The sequence below is a fragment of the Gordonia phthalatica genome (assembly GCF_001305675.1).
Lineage (GTDB): Bacteria > Actinomycetota > Actinomycetes > Mycobacteriales > Mycobacteriaceae > Gordonia > Gordonia phthalatica.
In genome coordinates this window covers 1,678,096-1,693,055 of record NZ_CP011853.1, presented here as the reverse complement: position 1 = coordinate 1,693,055, position 14,960 = coordinate 1,678,096, and the positions used below count along the sequence as shown (strand labels likewise).

Genomic DNA, 14,960 nt, shown 5'->3' with positions numbered 1-14,960 from the left:
CGTGGGTTCGTCCGCACCGCACTAGGGTCGAGGGCGTGACCGGCCCGGCTTCCCCCTCCGCAGACAACCGTGTGACACTCCGCGTGCTCGTCTATTCGGATAATCCGAATACGCGGCGGCAGGTGCTTGGAGCGCTCGGTGAGCAGCTTCATCCAGATCTTCCCGACCTGCAGTTCATCGAGGTCGCGACGGCTTCGACGGTGCTGTCGCACTTGGATCGCGGCGGCGTCGACCTGGCGATCCTGGACGGGGAGGCGGCGCCCACCGGCGGCATGGGGCTGGCCAAGCAGATCCGCGACGAGTACGAGCCGTGTCCCCCGCTCCTGGTGCTGATCGCCAGGCAGGCCGACCGGTGGCTCGCCGACTGGTCGCGCGCCGACGCCACCGCGAACCTCCCGATCGATCCGCTAAAACTTCCCCGGATCGTCATCCGGCTTCTGAAGCAGCCTGCGCGGAAGTAGGCGGACCGGGAAGTACCCGCCCAGGACTGCCGTCGGACCTGCGCGCACGACGCCAGTCCGCGAGGCCGCCGGGTCAGAGCCCGTAGCTGCGCAGCACACCCTTGCTGATGATGGTCTTCTGGATCTCGCTGGTGCCCTCGCCGATGAGCAGGAAGGGCGCCTCGCGCATCAGTCGTTCGATCTCGTACTCCTTGGAGTAGCCGTAGCCGCCGTGGATGCGGAAGCTCTCCTGGGTCACTTCGGCGCAGTACTCGCTGGCGAGGTACTTGGCCATGCCCGCGGCGACGTCGTTGCGATCGCCCGAGTCCTTCAGCCGCGCCGCGTTCACCATCATCAGGTGCGCGGCCTCGACCTTCGTCGCCATCTCGGCGAGCTTGAACGCGATCGCCTGGTGATCGACGATCGCCTTGCCGAACGTCCGACGCTGCTGCGCGTACTTCGCGGCGAGCTCGAAACTGCGGAGCGCGACACCGCAGGCGCGGGCCGACACGTTGACGCGGCCCACCTCGACGCCGTCCATCATGTGCCCGAAGCCCTTTCCGGGTTCGCCGCCGAGGATGTCGGTGGCAGGTGCGCGGTAGCCGTCGAACACCAGCTCGGTGGTGTCGATGCCCTTGTAGCCCATCTTCTCGATCTTCCCGGGGATGGTGATACCGGGAACCACCTCGCCGAAGCCCGCGGGCTTCTCGATGAGGAAGGTGGTGAGGTTCTTGTGCGGCTTCTCAGCCCCCTCATCGGTCTTCACCAGCGCGGCGACGAGCGTCGACGTCCCTCCGTTGGTGAGAGTCGCTGTCGAAGCTGCGCCCGATCCTCGGTAGGGAGGATCCGGAATCGACGGTGACCGCGGCAACGCCAGCGGGCAGAACGACGCCGCGTCGATGTGCCTGGTCACCACCCCCGAGAAGGCCGCCGAGCTGGGGCTGACCCCGCTGGTCCGACTCGTGTCGTGGGCGGTCGCGGGCGTGCAGCCGAAGGTGATGGGCATCGGGCCGGTCCCCGCATCGGCAGCCGCCCTCGCCAAAGCCGACCTCTCCCTCGCCGACATCGACGTCATCGAGCTGAACGAGGCCTTCGCCGCGCGGAGGCCCTCGCCGTCACCCGCGAGTGGAAGTTCACCGCCGCCGACTTCGAGCGCACCAACATCCACGGCTCCGGCATCTCCCTGGGCCACCCGGTGGGCGCCACCGGCGGTCGTATGCTCGCCACCCTGTCGCGCGAACTGGTCCGCCGCGACGCCCGCTACGGCCTGGAGACCATGTGCATCGGCGGCGGCCAGGGCCTCGCCGCCGTCTTCGAACGCGTCTGACCCCCGCACACCTCGCATCCGCGTATCTCGCCGTCAGAAGCTGGATTCTGAATCCAGCTTCTGACGGCGAGTTACGCGTTTGGCCGGGTGCGTCGGGAAGGCCGGTCAGGAGTGCGCGAACTCGACTCGCTTGGGCTTCGTGATGACAGGCGACGTCAGGCACTCGGTTCGTTCGTCATTGAAGTTGCAGAGCTTCACCTGATCGACGCCCCAGCAGTAGACCGCACCATCACCGGCCCCTGGCCACGCAGACTCACCGTCAGTCCTCGCACACACGGCGGACTTCCCGACTTCGACTGCAACCACAGATCCAGGCAATCCGGCGACCCGCTGCGGCGTCGACTTGTCCTCACGGGTTCCATCACCGAGCTGCCCGTACTTGTTGTTCCCCCAGCAGTACAGGTCGCCGTCGGCGACTGCACACGTTGTTCCGACGTCGCTCGAAATCTGCGTGACTCCCGTCAGACCAGGTACCTCAGTCGGAACCGAGACCGGCTCGGTAGTGCCGTTACCGATCTGCCCCATAAGGTTGTCGCCCCAGCAGAACGCGCTCGTGCGAACAACCGCGCACACGTTGTGGAAGGGAGTCAGTATCTGATTACCGTCGACCACCTTCATCAGGCTTCGCGCCCCAACGGTGACCTGCCGAACATCGTCGAGGCCACGGATCTCCATCGGACTGGCAGACTCGTCGCCGGGTTCGCGTCCAAGTACCTGTCCCGACTCATTTCCTCCCCAGCAGAAGAGCTTTTCCCCTGCGACCGCACACGACGTTCTCGAACTGACGTCGACATCCGTCACTGCTCGGAGTGAAGGAATCTGTGTCGGCACAGGGCTCTGGAAGATTCCCGGAGACCGACCCCAGCAGTACAGAGCCGCGTCCGCGATGGCACACGCCACCAAGGTATTCGTGCTGATCGACGTTGCTCCGGTCAAACCCGGCACGAGTTTCGGAACAAGTGCGTCCTCATATTTTCGCTCTAGGAGATCCGACACTTCACCCCAGCAATACGGTTTCCCCGCCGCGATGGCACAAGTCGCAACGGACATAGTCCCGTCAGGATTACCCAACCCGCTCCCGGTGCTGACCGCCGACACATTGTCGAGGTCGACGACACGAGTGGCTTTCGACTCCCCCGAATACTTACCGCTGCCCGCACCGCCTGCACCACTCTGGTTCTTGCCCATGCAATAAGCCGTATGATCGACGACCGCGCAGGCATTGAACGTCCCCACCGTCAACATGTTCTTCGCCGCCAACGGCGACTCGTCGGCGGTCTCCGCCGAGGTCGGCCACAGCGACCAAGCAGTGACACCGCCGCCGGCGAGCAGAAGTACGACCACCGCGATCATCACTCCGAGCTTCTTCCGCGATTTCTGCTTGGGCGAGGACGCCATCAGGAACGGACTCCCGTCGAACTGCGGAACCGTCGTGTATTGCGGCACCGGGGCCGGCGGTCCGTAATGAGCAGCTGTCGGCCGAGCCATCGGCGGCCAGGTGGCACCCGACTCCACAGCCGAGGGTGCCGGAGCTGTTCGCACCGTCGGGTCTTCGCGTCCCCAGCCGTCGGCCGACGTCAACACCGACCGGAGTGCTCGCAAGAGTTCCAGGCAGGTCGCGAAGCGTTCGGCCGGGTTCTTCGCGAGCGCCCGCCGCAGCACCGGGTCTACGCCCCACAGTTCGGGCCTCAGCGATGCGATCTCCGGAACCGGCTGGTTGACATGGGCCCCTACAGCGCCGGCGAGACTCGTCGACGGAAACGGCGGACGGCCGGTGAGCAACTCGAAGACGGTGCAGGCCAGGGAGTACTGATCCGAGGCCGGTGACGCCGCCCCACCGGCGAAGATCTCCGGTGCAGTGTAGTTCAGCGTCCCCACGAATCCATTCGTCGCCGTCAGATCCGTGAGTTCAGCGAGTTTCGCGATACCGAAGTCGACGAGCACGACGCGGTCGAGTTCACCGTCGCTTCGGCGGGAGACCATGACGTTGGCGGGCTTCACGTCGCGGTGGATCATCCCCTGCCGATGCGCGTAGTCGAGTGCGTCGGCAACCTTCTCTACGACCACCAGCGTCTCGCGGACATTCAGCGAGGCACCGGACAGGTCCGCGCCGTCGAGGTAGGTCATGGTGTACCAGGGACGCTGCTGATCCTGATCGATCCCGTATCGGAAGATGGTCACGATGTTCGGGTGGGCCAGAGCCGCGGCGGCCTGCGCCTCACGCTCGAACCTTGCCGCGACTTCGGGGTGGGCACGACCGTCGATCGAAACCACTTTGAGCGCCTCCAACCGGTTCAGCTGAGGATTGCGAACAAGGAAGACCTCGCCCATTCCACCGTCACCCAGACGTCGGATCACCTCGTAGCCGCCGATCGACTGCCCCGCCTCAGTCACGCATCTCTCCTTGTCGAGCCGCTGATCACGATCACGCTCACTCTAAGGTGCAACCTCGCGATTGCGGCATCGGCGTCGAAGTCCGTCGTTCACGCGATCGACCGTTCCGACGGCACCCGACACGCGATCACCTCCCCGAACCCGTTCCCGCGCAGGCCATACCCGGCGACACCGCGATTTCACCGAGAAGTCCCACAGTGCACGCATTTACGTGAGTAGGGTGTGGATTGAGTCACAGGTGAACACACATAGTGACAGCAGTCTCAGACTCGCCGGAAGAAGCGGAGGCGATGCGGGCATGAACGCATACGGACCGATCCTCGTCCTCGGTGCGATCGCCGTGGCGTTCGCCGTCGTCTCAGTGGTCATCTCGTCGATCGTCGGCCCCCGCCGATACAACCGCGCAAAGCTCGAAGCCTACGAGTGCGGCATCGAGACGCTGCCGCCCAGCGCCGGGCTGGTCCAGCGGTTCCCGGTGAAGTACTACCTCACCGCGATGCTGTTCATCATCTTCGACATCGAGATCGTCTTCCTATACCCGTGGGCGGTCGCCTCGGAGAGCCTCGGATGGTTCGGGCTGATCGCCGTCGCGCTGTTCATCGTCAACGTGTCGGTCGCCTACGCCTACGAATGGCGCCGCGGAGGCCTCCGCTGGGACTGACCGGGCACCACTGACTTCTCAACCGAATACGCACCACGCGCGCCACCCGGCCACCGCCCGGGCGGCTCCCGCGAGACACGAACGCACTGCATGCAAGGAGGCACGACGATGGGAATCGAGGAGCAACTGCCAGGGGGCTTCCTATTGACCACCGTCGAGAAGCTCGCGGGGTACATGCGCAAGGGCTCCCTGTGGCCCGCGACGTTCGGGCTGGCCTGCTGCGCCATCGAGATGATGGCGACCACCGCGGGCCGCTACGACCTCGCCCGGTTCGGCATGGAGGCCTTCCGCGCGTCGCCGCGGCAGGCGGATCTGATGATCGTCGCCGGGCGCGTCAGTCAGAAGATGGCACCGGTGCTGCGGCAGATCTACGACCAGATGGCCGAACCGAAGTGGGTCCTGGCGATGGGCGTCTGCGCGTCGTCGGGCGGCATGTTCAACAACTACGCGGTGGTGCAGGGCGTGGACCACGTGGTTCCGGTCGACATCTATCTGCCCGGCTGCCCGCCGCGCCCGGAGATGCTGCTGAACGCGATCCTCAAACTGCACGAGCAGATCCAGGAGATGCCGCTCGGCGTGCATCGCGAGGAGATCATCCGCGCCACCGAGGCCGCGGCGCTCACGGCGCCGGCACGGATCGAGATGAAGGGACTGCTGCGATGAGCGGTGAGGTCTCCCGCCCCGGCTCCGACCGCGAGATCATCAGCACCCGCCACGGTCTGTTCGGGAACAAGGGGTCCGGCGACACCTCGGGCTACGGCCGACTGATCTCGCCGATTCCGATGCCGGGCACCATGTCCCGACCGTTCGGCGGATACTTCGACGAGATCGTCGACGAGCTGGAAGCGGGCCTCGCCCGCCGCGGCATCGCCTTCGACGACGCCGTTGACAAGGTGGTGGTCGATCGCGGCGACCTCACCGTCTACGTGCCCCGCACGCACCTGCTGCCGGTGGCCGCCACCCTGCGCGACGAGCCGTCGCTGCGCTTCGAACTGTGCCTCGGCGTGAGCGGGGTGCACTACCCCGACGAGACTGGCCGCGAGCTGCACGCCGTGTACCCGCTGCGCTCCATCACCCACAATCGCCGGATGCGGCTGGAGGTCGCGGTCCCGGACTCCGACCCGCACATCAGCACCCTGTTGCCGGTCTATCCCACCAACGACTGGCACGAGCGCGAGACCTACGACTTCTTCGGCATCATCTTCGACGGCCATCCGTCGCTGACCCGCATCGAGATGCCGGATGACTGGGAGGGCCACCCGCAGCGCAAGGACTATCCGCTCGGTGGCATTCCCGTGGAGTACAAGGGCGCGACCATTGCGCCGCCCGACCAGCGGAGGCGCTACTTCTGATGACCGAGCAGACCACGTACACCGCCAGCGGCCGCGACTGGGACGATGTCGTCCGCGCCGTCCGAGAGCGCGCCGCATCGGGACCGGACGACGAGCGGATCGTCGTCAACATGGGGCCGCAGCATCCGTCGACGCATGGGGTGCTGCGCCTGATCCTGGAGATCGACGGCGAGACCGTCACCGAGGCCCGGTGCGGCATCGGCTACCTGCACACCGGCATCGAGAAGAACCTCGAGTTCCGCACCTGGACGCAGGGCGTCACCTTCGTGACCCGCATGGACTACCTCTCCCCGTTCTTCAACGAGGTGGCCTACTGCCTCGCCGTGGAGAAACTCCTGGGCATCACCGACGACATCCCGAAACGAGCCTCCGTCATCCGCGTGATGCTGATGGAGCTGAACCGGATCGCCTCGCACCTCGTCGCCCTCGCGACCGGCGGCATGGAGCTCGGCGCGGTGACCCCGATGTTCCTCGGATTCGGCGCCCGCGAGACCATCCTCGACCTCTTCGAGGACATCACCGGACTGCGAATGAACCACGCGTTCGTCCGTCCCGGCGGCGTCGCCCAGGACCTCCCCGAGGGCGTGGAGCAGAAGATCTCCGACGTCCTCGACGCTCTGCCCGGGCAGATCCGCGAGGTGGAGGACCTCCTCACCGAGAACTACATCTGGAAGGCCCGCACGCAAGGTGTCGGCTATCTGGACCTGACCGGGTGCATGGCGCTCGGCGTCACCGGTCCGGTGCTGCGGTCGACCGGACTGCCCTACGACCTCCGCAAGTCCGAGCCGTACTGCGGTTACGAGAACTACGACTTCGACGTCATCACCGACACCGGCTGCGACTCGTACGGCCGGTACATCATCCGCGTCGAGGAGATGAAGCAGTCGGTCCGGATCGTCCGACAGTGTCTAGAGGCGCTGGAGCCGGGTCCGGTGATGGTGACCGACCGCAAGCTCGCGTGGCCCGCCGACCTGGCCGTCGGCCCGGACGGCATGGGCAACTCGCCCGAACACATCGCCGAGATCATGGGCATGTCGATGGAATCGCTGATCCACCACTTCAAGTTGGTGACCGAGGGCATGCGCGTCCCCGCGGGCCAGTGCTACGTGGCGATCGAGTCGCCGCGCGGCGAGCTCGGCGTGCACGTGGTGTCCGACGGCGGGACGCGCCCGTACCGCGTTCATTTCCGCGACCCGTCGTTCACGAACCTGCAGGCCGTGGCCGCGATGTGCGAGGGCGGTCTGGTGGCCGACGTCATCACGTCGGTCGCGAGCATCGACCCGGTCATGGGAGGTGTGGACCGATGAGCACCAAACGCGTCTACGTGGAGATGACGGCGGGACCGCCGCCGGAGGTCCCGACCTTCACGGCGGGCACCCCGAACCCGCCGATCACCTTCGACGGCCCCGACACCTACTCCGACGCCGACACCGCCTCCCTGGCGGCCGACGCCGCGACCATCATCGCGAAGTACCCGGAGTCCCGGTCGGCGCTGCTGCCGCTGCTGCACCTGGTGCAGGGACACGACGGCTACCTCACGCGGGCCGGCATCCTGTTCTGCGCTGACCAGCTGAATCTGACACCGGCGCAGGTCGCGTCGGTCGCCACGTTCTACACGATGTACCGGCGCGAACCGACCGGCGACTACTACGTCGGTGTCTGCACCAACGCCCTGTGCGCGGTGATGGGCGGCGACGCGATCCTCTCGTCGCTGACCGACTCGCTCGGCATCGCCGACGGCGAGACCACCGCCGACGGTCGCGTCACCGTCGAGCACGTCGAATGCAATGCGGCGTGCGATCTGGCCCCGGTCGTCATGGTGAACTGGGAGTTCTTCGACAACCAGACGCCCGATTCGGTGAAGCAGCTGGTCGCCGATCTCCGCGAGGGGAATCCGCCCGCACCGAGCCGAGGCCCGTCGACCCTGTGCACCTTCCGGCAGACGGCACGACTGCTCGCCGGCGTGGACCCGGAGAGCGGAGCGCAGGCATGATCGCCGTCAGCCTCCCGTCGTCGACGCCGGAACCCGCCGAGGTCCCCGTCCTGTCCCAGTACTGGGACGAGGCGGAGTCGTGGACGCTCCGCAACTACCTGCACCAGAACGGCTACCAGGGACTCAAGGCCGCGTTGCGGATGACGCCCGACGAGGTGATCGGCCTGGTCAAGGAGTCCGGCCTCCGCGGTCGCGGCGGTGCCGGCTTCCCGGTGGGCACCAAGTGGTCGTTCATCCCGCAGGGCGACAAGCCGGGCGGCAAGGGCACCCCGCACTACCTGGTCGTCAACGCCGACGAGTCCGAGCCCGGCACCTGCAAGGACATGCCGCTGATGCTCGCGACACCGCACACGCTGATCGAGGGCGTCATCATCGCGTCGTACGCGATCCGCGCGAGCCACGCGTTCATCTACGTCCGCGGTGAGGTGGCGGGCGTGGTCCGTCGGCTCCGCACCGCCGTGCAGGAGGCCTACGACGCGGGCCTGCTCGGCCGCGACATCTTCGGGTCCGGTTTCGGCGTCGACCTCGTGATCCACGCGGGGGCGGGCGCCTACATCTGCGGTGAGGAGACGGCGCTGCTCGACTCCCTCGAGGGACGACGCGGCCAGCCTCGTCTGCGACCGCCGTTCCCCGCCGTCGCCGGCTTGTACGCGAGCCCGACCGTCGTCAACAACGTCGAGTCCATCGCCAGCGTCCCGTCGATCCTCCGCAACGGATCGGACTGGTTCCGCGAGTTCGGCACCGAGAAGTCCCCCGGCTTCACCATGTACTCGCTGTCCGGGCACGTCACCCGGCCCGGCCAGTACGAGGCGCCGATGGGCATCACCCTGCGCCAGCTGCTGGAGAAGGCCGGCGGCATCCGGGAGGGGCATCAGCTCAAGTTCTGGACGCCCGGCGGGTCGTCGACCCCGATGTTCACCCCCGAGCACCTCGACATCCCCCTCGACTACGAGCACGTCGGCGAGGCCGGATCGATGCTCGGCACCAAAGCGCTGCAGATCTTCGACGAGACCGTGTGCGTGGTGCGGACCGTGCTCCGGTGGACCGAGTTCTACAAGCACGAGTCGTGCGGCAAGTGCACGCCGTGCCGCGAGGGCACCTACTGGATGGTGCAGATGATGCGGCGGATGGAGGCGGGTGACGCCACCGAGGACGACCTCGCCACGCTCCTGGAGATCACCGACAGCGTGGTCGGCAAGTCGTTCTGCGCACTCGGCGACGCGTCCGGCGCACCGATCACCAGTTCCCTCGCGCACTTCCGCGACGAGTACCTGGCGCACTTCCCCCACGACGGCCATCCCGGAGGCTGCCCCTTCGATCCGTCGAAGTCCACCGTGTTCGAAGGAGGCGAGTGATGACCGCGGCCGACTCACCCCGCACCGACGGCAACGTGCCGGTGCCCGACGACATGGTGACCCTGACGATCGACGACACCGAGCTGTCGGTCCCGAAGGGGACTTTGGTGATCCGCGCCGCCGAACTCATCGGCGTCGAGATCCCCCGCTTCTGCGACCACCCGCTCCTCGCACCGGTCGGCGCCTGCCGCCAGTGCCTGGTCGACGTCGAGGGGCAGCGCAAACCGATGGCCTCCTGCACCATCGTCGCGACCGAGGGCATGGTGGTCCGCACCCAGCACACCTCCGAGAGTGCGCGCCGCGCACAGGAGGGCGTGATGGAACTGCTGCTGATCAACCATCCGCTCGACTGCCCCACCTGCGACAAGGGCGGCGAGTGCCCGCTGCAGAACCAGGCGATGACGGCGGGACGGCCGGTGTCCCGGTACGGCGGCGAGAAGCGGATCTACACCAAGCCCGTCGCTCTCTCCAGCGAAGTGCTCCTGGACCGCGAACGCTGCGTCCTGTGCGCGCGGTGCACCCGGTTCTCGAACGAGATCGCAGGCGATCCGCTGATCGAGCTCGCCGAACGCGGCGCCCTGCAGCAGGTCAGCGCCTATTCGGAAGAGCCCTTCGAGTCGTACTTCTCCGGAAACACCGTGCAGATCTGCCCGGTCGGCGCGCTCACCGGGGCCGCCTACCGCTTCCGGTCCCGCCCGTTCGACCTCATCTCCTCGGCCAGCGTCTGCGAGCACTGTTCCGCGGGCTGTGCGCAGCGCACCGATCACCGCCGCGGCAAGGTCCTTCGGCGCATGGCGGGCGACGACCCCGAGGTCAACGAGGAGTGGAACTGCGACAAGGGTCGGTGGGCGTTCATGTACGCCACCCGCCCGGACCGCATCACCCGGCCCCTGGTCCGCGGCGACGACGGTGAGCTGCACGAGGCGGCGTGGTCGTACGCGCTGTCGGTCGCGGCGCAGGGCCTCACGCGCGCCCGCGGTCGGGCCGGTGTGCTGGTCGGCGGCCGCAGCACGGTCGAGGACGCCTACGCGTACGGCAAGTTCGCGCGCGTCGCCCTCGGCAGCAACGACGTCGACTTCCGCGTGCGCGCCCACTCCGCGGAGGAGGCAGACTTCCTCGCGGCACACGTGGCGGGCAGCGGCATCGGCCTCACCTACGCCGAGCTCGAGAAGGCGCCGACCGTGGTCCTCGCCGGACTCGAGACCGAGGAGGAGTGCCCGATCCTGTTCCTGCGGCTCCGCAAGGCGGTCCGCCGCCACGGCCAGTCCGTCTACGCGGTGGCGCCGTGGGCGAGCCCCGGTGTCACCAAACTCGGCGGCACTCTTCTGCAGTGCGTGCCCGGGCGCGAAGCCGCGGTGCTGCGCGACTCGCGTCTGCACGAACTGCTCGCGGCACCCGGCGCGGTGCTCCTCGTCGGGGAGCGCCTCGCCGGGTGCCCCGGCGCGCTGTCGGCGGCAGCCGACCTCGCCGCGGCCACCGGGGCACGCCTGGCGTGGGTGCCCCGTCGTGCCGGTGAGCGCGGAGCCCTCGACGTCGGTGCCGCCCCGAATCTGCTGCCCGCGGGTCGGCCGCTCTCCTCCGACCGCGCCCGCAGCGACCTCGCCGCCGTCTGGGGTGTCCGACCGCCCGCCGAACCGGGCCGCGACACCGCGGGCATCCTCGCCGCCCTCACCGGCGGCGAGCTGTCGGCTGTCGTGGTCGGCGCCGTCGAGATCGACGACCTGCCCGTCCCGTCCGCGGCCGACGCGGCGCTGGAGGCCGCCGACTTCGTCGTCAGCCTGGAGATGCGACACAGTGCGGCCACCGCACGCGCCGACGTCGTCCTGCCGGTCGCCGCGGTGGCCGAGAAGGCGGGCACCTTCGTCGATTGGGAGGGCCGTCCCCGCCAGTTCGACGTCGCCCTTCCCGTCGCTCAGGGCGACGGCGGCACGCTGCCCCTGTCCGATCACCGCGTCCTCAACGCGCTGGCCCGGGACATGGGCGTCGACCTCAACTGCGACGACGCCGCGTCGATCCACGCCGAGTTCGGGGACATCGGCGCCTGGCAGGGCGAACGTCATCAGCCCGGCCCCGCGGGTCTGACCGATGAACCGACGCCGGCCGACGGCGAGGCGATTCTGGCCTCGTGGCGGATGCTGCTGGACTTCGGTCGGATGCAGGACGGTGAACCGCACCTGGCGGGAACCGCGCGGGCCGCGACCGTCCGACTCTCGGCGTCGACCGCCGCGGAGATCGGCGCCGTCGACGGCGACCAGGTCCGGGTGTCCTCCGCGCACGGCGACATCACCTTGCCGCTGACCGTCACCGAACTCCCCGATCGCGTGGTGTGGCTGCCGATGAACTCCCCCGGTTCGCGCGTCTGCCCGATGCTGGAGGTCGAGTCCGGAGCCGTCGTCCGGATCGAGGCGGCGAAGGCGGTCACCGATGACTGAGTCGACGCTGGCGGAGACCGTCTTCCCCGATCTGGCGAGTTTCGGGCACGACGCGTGGTGGCTGATCCTCGGGAAGTCGATCCTGATCTTCGCCTTCCTGGTCCTGACCGTCCTGGTCGCGATCCTGGCCGAACGCAAGATCATGGCGCGCATGCAGTACCGGATCGGCCCCAACCGGGTCGGCTGGCACGGCGCGCTCCAGTCGCTGGCCGACGGTGTGAAGCTGGCCCTCAAGGAGGGCATGACCCCGTTCAGCGTCGACAAGGCGCTGTACTTCCTGGCCCCGGTGATCTCGGTGGTGCCCGCGATCATGGCGTTCGCGGTGATCCCGATGGGCCCGGAGGTCTCCGTCTTCGGTCACCGCACGCCGCTGCAGCTCACCGACCTCCCGATCGGCGTCCTCTACGTCCTGGCGATGGCGTCGATCGGCGTCTACGGCATCATCCTCGCCGGCTGGTCGTCGGGCTCCACCTATCCGCTGCTCGGCGCCCTCCGCTCCACGGCGCAGGTGATCTCGTACGAGATCGCGATGGGACTGAGCTTCGCCGCGGTGTTCCTGCTGTCGACCACCATGTCGACGTCGGAGATCGTCGGCGGGCAGGTCCACCACTGGTACGTGCTGCTGCTGTTGCCGTCGTTCGTCATCTACGCGATCTCGATGGTCGGCGAGACCAACCGCGCGCCCTTCGACCTCCCCGAAGCCGAGGGCGAACTGGTCGGCGGCTTCCACACCGAGTACTCGTCGCTGAAGTTCGCGATGTTCATGCTCGCCGAGTACATCAACATGGCGACGGTCTCCGCGCTCGCCACCACCCTCTTCCTCGGTGGCTGGCAGGCCCCGTGGCCGGTGTCGATCTGGGACGGCGCCAACTCCGGATGGTGGCCGCTGCTGTGGTTCACCATCAAGATGTGGATGATCCTGTTCGTCTTCTTCTGGCTGCGGACCACCCTCCCGCGTCTGCGGTACGACCAGTTCATGGGACTCGGCTGGAAGGTCCTCATCCCGTTCGCGCTCGGTTGGGTGATGGTCGTCGCCGTGATCCACGAAGCGACGCGCAATGCGTCGGCGTGGACCTCGAGCCTGATCCTCGCGGCCGCCGGGATCGTCGTCACGATCCCGCTCCTGATCGCCATCAAGCGGGTGATCTCCGGCGGCCCGGCCTCGGTGAAGCCGCCACTGCCCGATCCGAAGAAGCCGTTCGATCCGATGGCCGGCGGTTTCCCCGTCCCGCCGCTGCCCGGTCAGGTGATGCCGACCGACCTGCTGCAGATCCGCCGATCGGCCCCGAAGCCGTCCACCGCACACCCAGCAGAGGAGGCCCCGCATGTCTGAGGCGAAGAAGCCCGACTCGTCGCTGTTCCGGATCCCCGACGCACTCGCCGGATTCGGCGTCACCTTCACGGGAATGTTCCGCAAGACCATCACCGAGGAGTACCCGGAGAAGAAGGAGCCGACATCGCGCCGCTACCACGGGCGGCACCAGCTGAACCGGTACGACGACGGTCTCGAGAAGTGCATCGGCTGCGAGCTGTGCGCGTGGGCCTGCCCGGCCGACGCGATCTACGTGGAGGGCGCCGACAACACCGACGAGGAGCGGTACTCGCCGGGTGAACGCTACGGCCGCGTCTACCAGATCAACTACCTCCGCTGCATCGGCTGCGGCCTGTGCATCGAGGCCTGCCCGACGCGGGCCCTGACGATGACCAACGACTACGAGATGGCCGGCCCGTCGCGCGCCGGAATGATCTACGAGAAGCAGGACCTCCTCGCGCCGATGCTCGCCGGGATGACTCCCGCACCGCATCCGATGGCCGAGGGCTCCCGCCCGGAGAACTACTACCGCGGCGAGGTGGGCGCGGACGGCCTGAAGAAATCGAGCGACGCATGACGGGCCTGCTGCTGGCCGAGGAGCTGACCCGCACCTCGAGCACCGAGGCCGCCACCTTCTGGGTGCTGGGCGTCATCGTGGTGATCGGCGCGCTCGGTGTGATCCTCAGTCCCAAGGCCGTCTACTCGGCGGTGTTCCTGGCGATGACCATGATCATCCTCGCCGTGTTCTACGTGATGCAGGGCGCGCTGTTTCTGGGCGTGGTGCAGGTGGTGGTCTACACCGGCGCGGTGATGATGCTGTTCCTGTTCGTCCTGATGCTGATCGGCGTCGACTCCGCCGAGTCCCTGGTCGAGACCATCAAGGGGCAGCGGCTCGCCGCCACCGGGCTGGGGCTCGGTTTCGCGATCATGCTGGTCGCCGCCATCGGCAGTGCCACCCTGGCCGCGTTCGTCGGCGCCCCCGATCGGAGCGGTGCCGCGACCTCCCCGACGCAGCTCACCACCGGCGGCAACGAGAACATCCGGGCCCTGGCCGAGCTGATCTTCGGCCGGTACCTGTGGGCGTTCGAGCTGACCGGCGCCCTGCTGATCGCCGCGACGCTCGGCGCGATGGTCCTGGCTCACCGCCCGCGGCTCGGTCCGCGACGCGGACAGCGCGAACTGTCGATCGAACGCTTCGCGACCGGATCGCACGCCACCCCGCTGCCCCCGCCCGGCGTGTACGCGCGGCACAACGCCGTCGACGTCCCCGCCCGCGAACCGGACGGCAGTCCGTCGCAGCTGTCCGTGAACGCGATGATCACGGCACGCGAGATCACCGCCCGCGAACTGACGGAGAGCGACACCCCGTCGAACCCGGAGTTGGAGGACCACCGATGAATCCCGCCAACTACCTGTTCCTGGCCGCGATCCTGTTCGCGATCGGTGCCGCGGGGGTGCTGATCCGCCGAAGCGCGATCGTCGTCTTCATGTGCATCGAGTTGATGCTCAACGCGGCCAACCTGTCGTTCGTCACCTTCGCACGCATCCACGGCAGCTTCGACGGTCAGGTGATCGCGTTCTTCACGATGGTGGTCGCGGCGGCGGAGGTCGTCGTCGGTCTGGCGATCATCATGATGATCTTCCGCACCCGGAAGTCGGCTTCGGTCGACGACGCGAACCTGTTGAGGCGGTGA

The 14,960-nt window shown here is 67.8% G+C and carries 13 protein-coding genes and 2 pseudogenes; 13 read left to right on the top strand and 2 right to left on the bottom strand.

Annotated features, from left to right (window positions below):
• Window positions 1-35 precede the first annotated feature (35 nt).
• Entirely contained in the window at window positions 36-461 is a 426-nt protein-coding gene (locus ACH46_RS07860; protein WP_062392418.1) for a DNA-binding transcriptional response regulator, read from the top strand.
• 73 nt (window positions 462-534) lie between these two features.
• On the opposite strand, the pseudogene ACH46_RS21920 reads toward ACH46_RS07860, so the two are convergent.
• Window positions 535-1,245, bottom strand: a pseudogene (locus ACH46_RS21920) (acyl-CoA dehydrogenase family protein); the annotation flags it as partial.
• Here ACH46_RS21920 and ACH46_RS21070 point away from each other — a divergent pair.
• A pseudogene (locus ACH46_RS21070) lies at window positions 1,245-1,767 on the top strand (acetyl-CoA C-acetyltransferase); the annotation flags it as partial. The pseudogenes ACH46_RS21920 and ACH46_RS21070 sit on opposite strands and share 1 nt — an antisense overlap.
• Before the next feature lie 105 nt (window positions 1,768-1,872).
• On the opposite strand, the gene ACH46_RS07845 reads toward ACH46_RS21070, so the two are convergent.
• Entirely contained in the window at window positions 1,873-4,161 is a 2,289-nt protein-coding gene (locus ACH46_RS07845) for a protein kinase domain-containing protein (RefSeq protein WP_062392416.1), read from the bottom strand.
• A gap of 298 nt (window positions 4,162-4,459) precedes the next feature.
• On the opposite strand from ACH46_RS07845, the gene ACH46_RS07840 reads away from it, so the two are divergent.
• From ACH46_RS07840 to nuoK, 11 genes are all read left to right on the top strand, one after another.
• Window positions 4,460-4,822, top strand: a complete 363-nt coding sequence (locus ACH46_RS07840) for an NADH-quinone oxidoreductase subunit A (RefSeq protein ID WP_062392415.1) — start codon at window positions 4,460-4,462, stop codon at window positions 4,820-4,822.
• Window positions 4,823-4,930: 108 nt separating this feature from the next.
• The gene (locus ACH46_RS07835) at window positions 4,931-5,485 is read left to right on the top strand and encodes a NuoB/complex I 20 kDa subunit family protein (RefSeq protein WP_062392414.1); all 555 of its coding nucleotides are present in this window, start codon (window positions 4,931-4,933) and stop codon (window positions 5,483-5,485) included.
• Window positions 5,482-6,174, top strand: a complete 693-nt coding sequence (locus tag ACH46_RS07830; RefSeq protein WP_062392413.1) for an NADH-quinone oxidoreductase subunit C — start codon at window positions 5,482-5,484, stop codon at window positions 6,172-6,174. The genes ACH46_RS07835 and ACH46_RS07830 overlap by 4 nt, the downstream gene beginning before the upstream one ends.
• On the top strand, window positions 6,174-7,481 hold the full coding sequence (nuoD, locus tag ACH46_RS07825) for an NADH dehydrogenase (quinone) subunit D (RefSeq protein ID WP_062392412.1): 1,308 nt from the start codon (window positions 6,174-6,176) through the stop codon (window positions 7,479-7,481). Before ACH46_RS07830 ends, nuoD begins: the two co-directional genes overlap by 1 nt.
• Window positions 7,478-8,167, top strand: coding sequence for an NADH-quinone oxidoreductase subunit NuoE (gene nuoE, locus ACH46_RS07820; RefSeq protein ID WP_082399490.1), 690 nt, complete (start codon window positions 7,478-7,480; stop codon window positions 8,165-8,167). Before nuoD ends, nuoE begins: the two co-directional genes overlap by 4 nt.
• Window positions 8,164-9,522, top strand: coding sequence for an NADH-quinone oxidoreductase subunit NuoF (gene nuoF, locus ACH46_RS07815; RefSeq protein ID WP_062392411.1), 1,359 nt, complete (start codon window positions 8,164-8,166; stop codon window positions 9,520-9,522). Before nuoE ends, nuoF begins: the two co-directional genes overlap by 4 nt.
• A complete protein-coding gene (locus ACH46_RS07810) occupies window positions 9,522-11,954 on the top strand; it encodes an NADH-quinone oxidoreductase subunit G (protein WP_062392410.1) in 2,433 nt (810 codons plus the stop codon). The genes nuoF and ACH46_RS07810 overlap by 1 nt, the downstream gene beginning before the upstream one ends.
• On the top strand, window positions 11,947-13,287 hold the full coding sequence (gene nuoH, locus ACH46_RS07805; protein WP_062392409.1) for an NADH-quinone oxidoreductase subunit NuoH: 1,341 nt from the start codon (window positions 11,947-11,949) through the stop codon (window positions 13,285-13,287). The genes ACH46_RS07810 and nuoH overlap by 8 nt, the downstream gene beginning before the upstream one ends.
• On the top strand, window positions 13,280-13,843 hold the full coding sequence (gene nuoI, locus ACH46_RS07800; RefSeq protein WP_062392408.1) for an NADH-quinone oxidoreductase subunit NuoI: 564 nt from the start codon (window positions 13,280-13,282) through the stop codon (window positions 13,841-13,843). The genes nuoH and nuoI overlap by 8 nt, the downstream gene beginning before the upstream one ends.
• Window positions 13,840-14,664: an NADH-quinone oxidoreductase subunit J gene (locus ACH46_RS07795; protein WP_062392407.1), complete on the top strand. Its 825-nt coding sequence runs from the start codon at window positions 13,840-13,842 to the stop codon at window positions 14,662-14,664. The genes nuoI and ACH46_RS07795 overlap by 4 nt, the downstream gene beginning before the upstream one ends.
• Window positions 14,661-14,960, top strand: coding sequence for an NADH-quinone oxidoreductase subunit NuoK (gene nuoK / locus ACH46_RS07790; RefSeq protein ID WP_062392406.1), 300 nt, complete (start codon window positions 14,661-14,663; stop codon window positions 14,958-14,960). Before ACH46_RS07795 ends, nuoK begins: the two co-directional genes overlap by 4 nt.

Bases quoted from the DNA above. Each gene is read 5' to 3' on its own strand.
- ACH46_RS07840 (WP_062392415.1), top strand. From the start codon at position 4,460: ATGAACGCATACGGACCGATCCTCGTCCTCGGTGCGATCGCCGTGGCG.
- ACH46_RS07835 (WP_062392414.1), top strand. From the start codon at position 4,931: ATGGGAATCGAGGAGCAACTGCCAGGGGGCTTCCTATTGACCACCGTC.
- ACH46_RS07830 (WP_062392413.1), top strand. From the start codon at position 5,482: ATGAGCGGTGAGGTCTCCCGCCCCGGCTCCGACCGCGAGATCATCAGC.
- nuoD (WP_062392412.1), top strand. From the start codon at position 6,174: ATGACCGAGCAGACCACGTACACCGCCAGCGGCCGCGACTGGGACGAT.
- nuoE (WP_082399490.1), top strand. From the start codon at position 7,478: ATGAGCACCAAACGCGTCTACGTGGAGATGACGGCGGGACCGCCGCCG.
- nuoF (WP_062392411.1), top strand. From the start codon at position 8,164: ATGATCGCCGTCAGCCTCCCGTCGTCGACGCCGGAACCCGCCGAGGTC.
- ACH46_RS07810 (WP_062392410.1), top strand. From the start codon at position 9,522: ATGACCGCGGCCGACTCACCCCGCACCGACGGCAACGTGCCGGTGCCC.
- nuoH (WP_062392409.1), top strand. From the start codon at position 11,947: ATGACTGAGTCGACGCTGGCGGAGACCGTCTTCCCCGATCTGGCGAGT.
- nuoI (WP_062392408.1), top strand. From the start codon at position 13,280: ATGTCTGAGGCGAAGAAGCCCGACTCGTCGCTGTTCCGGATCCCCGAC.
- ACH46_RS07795 (WP_062392407.1), top strand. From the start codon at position 13,840: ATGACGGGCCTGCTGCTGGCCGAGGAGCTGACCCGCACCTCGAGCACC.
- nuoK (WP_062392406.1), top strand. From the start codon at position 14,661: ATGAATCCCGCCAACTACCTGTTCCTGGCCGCGATCCTGTTCGCGATC.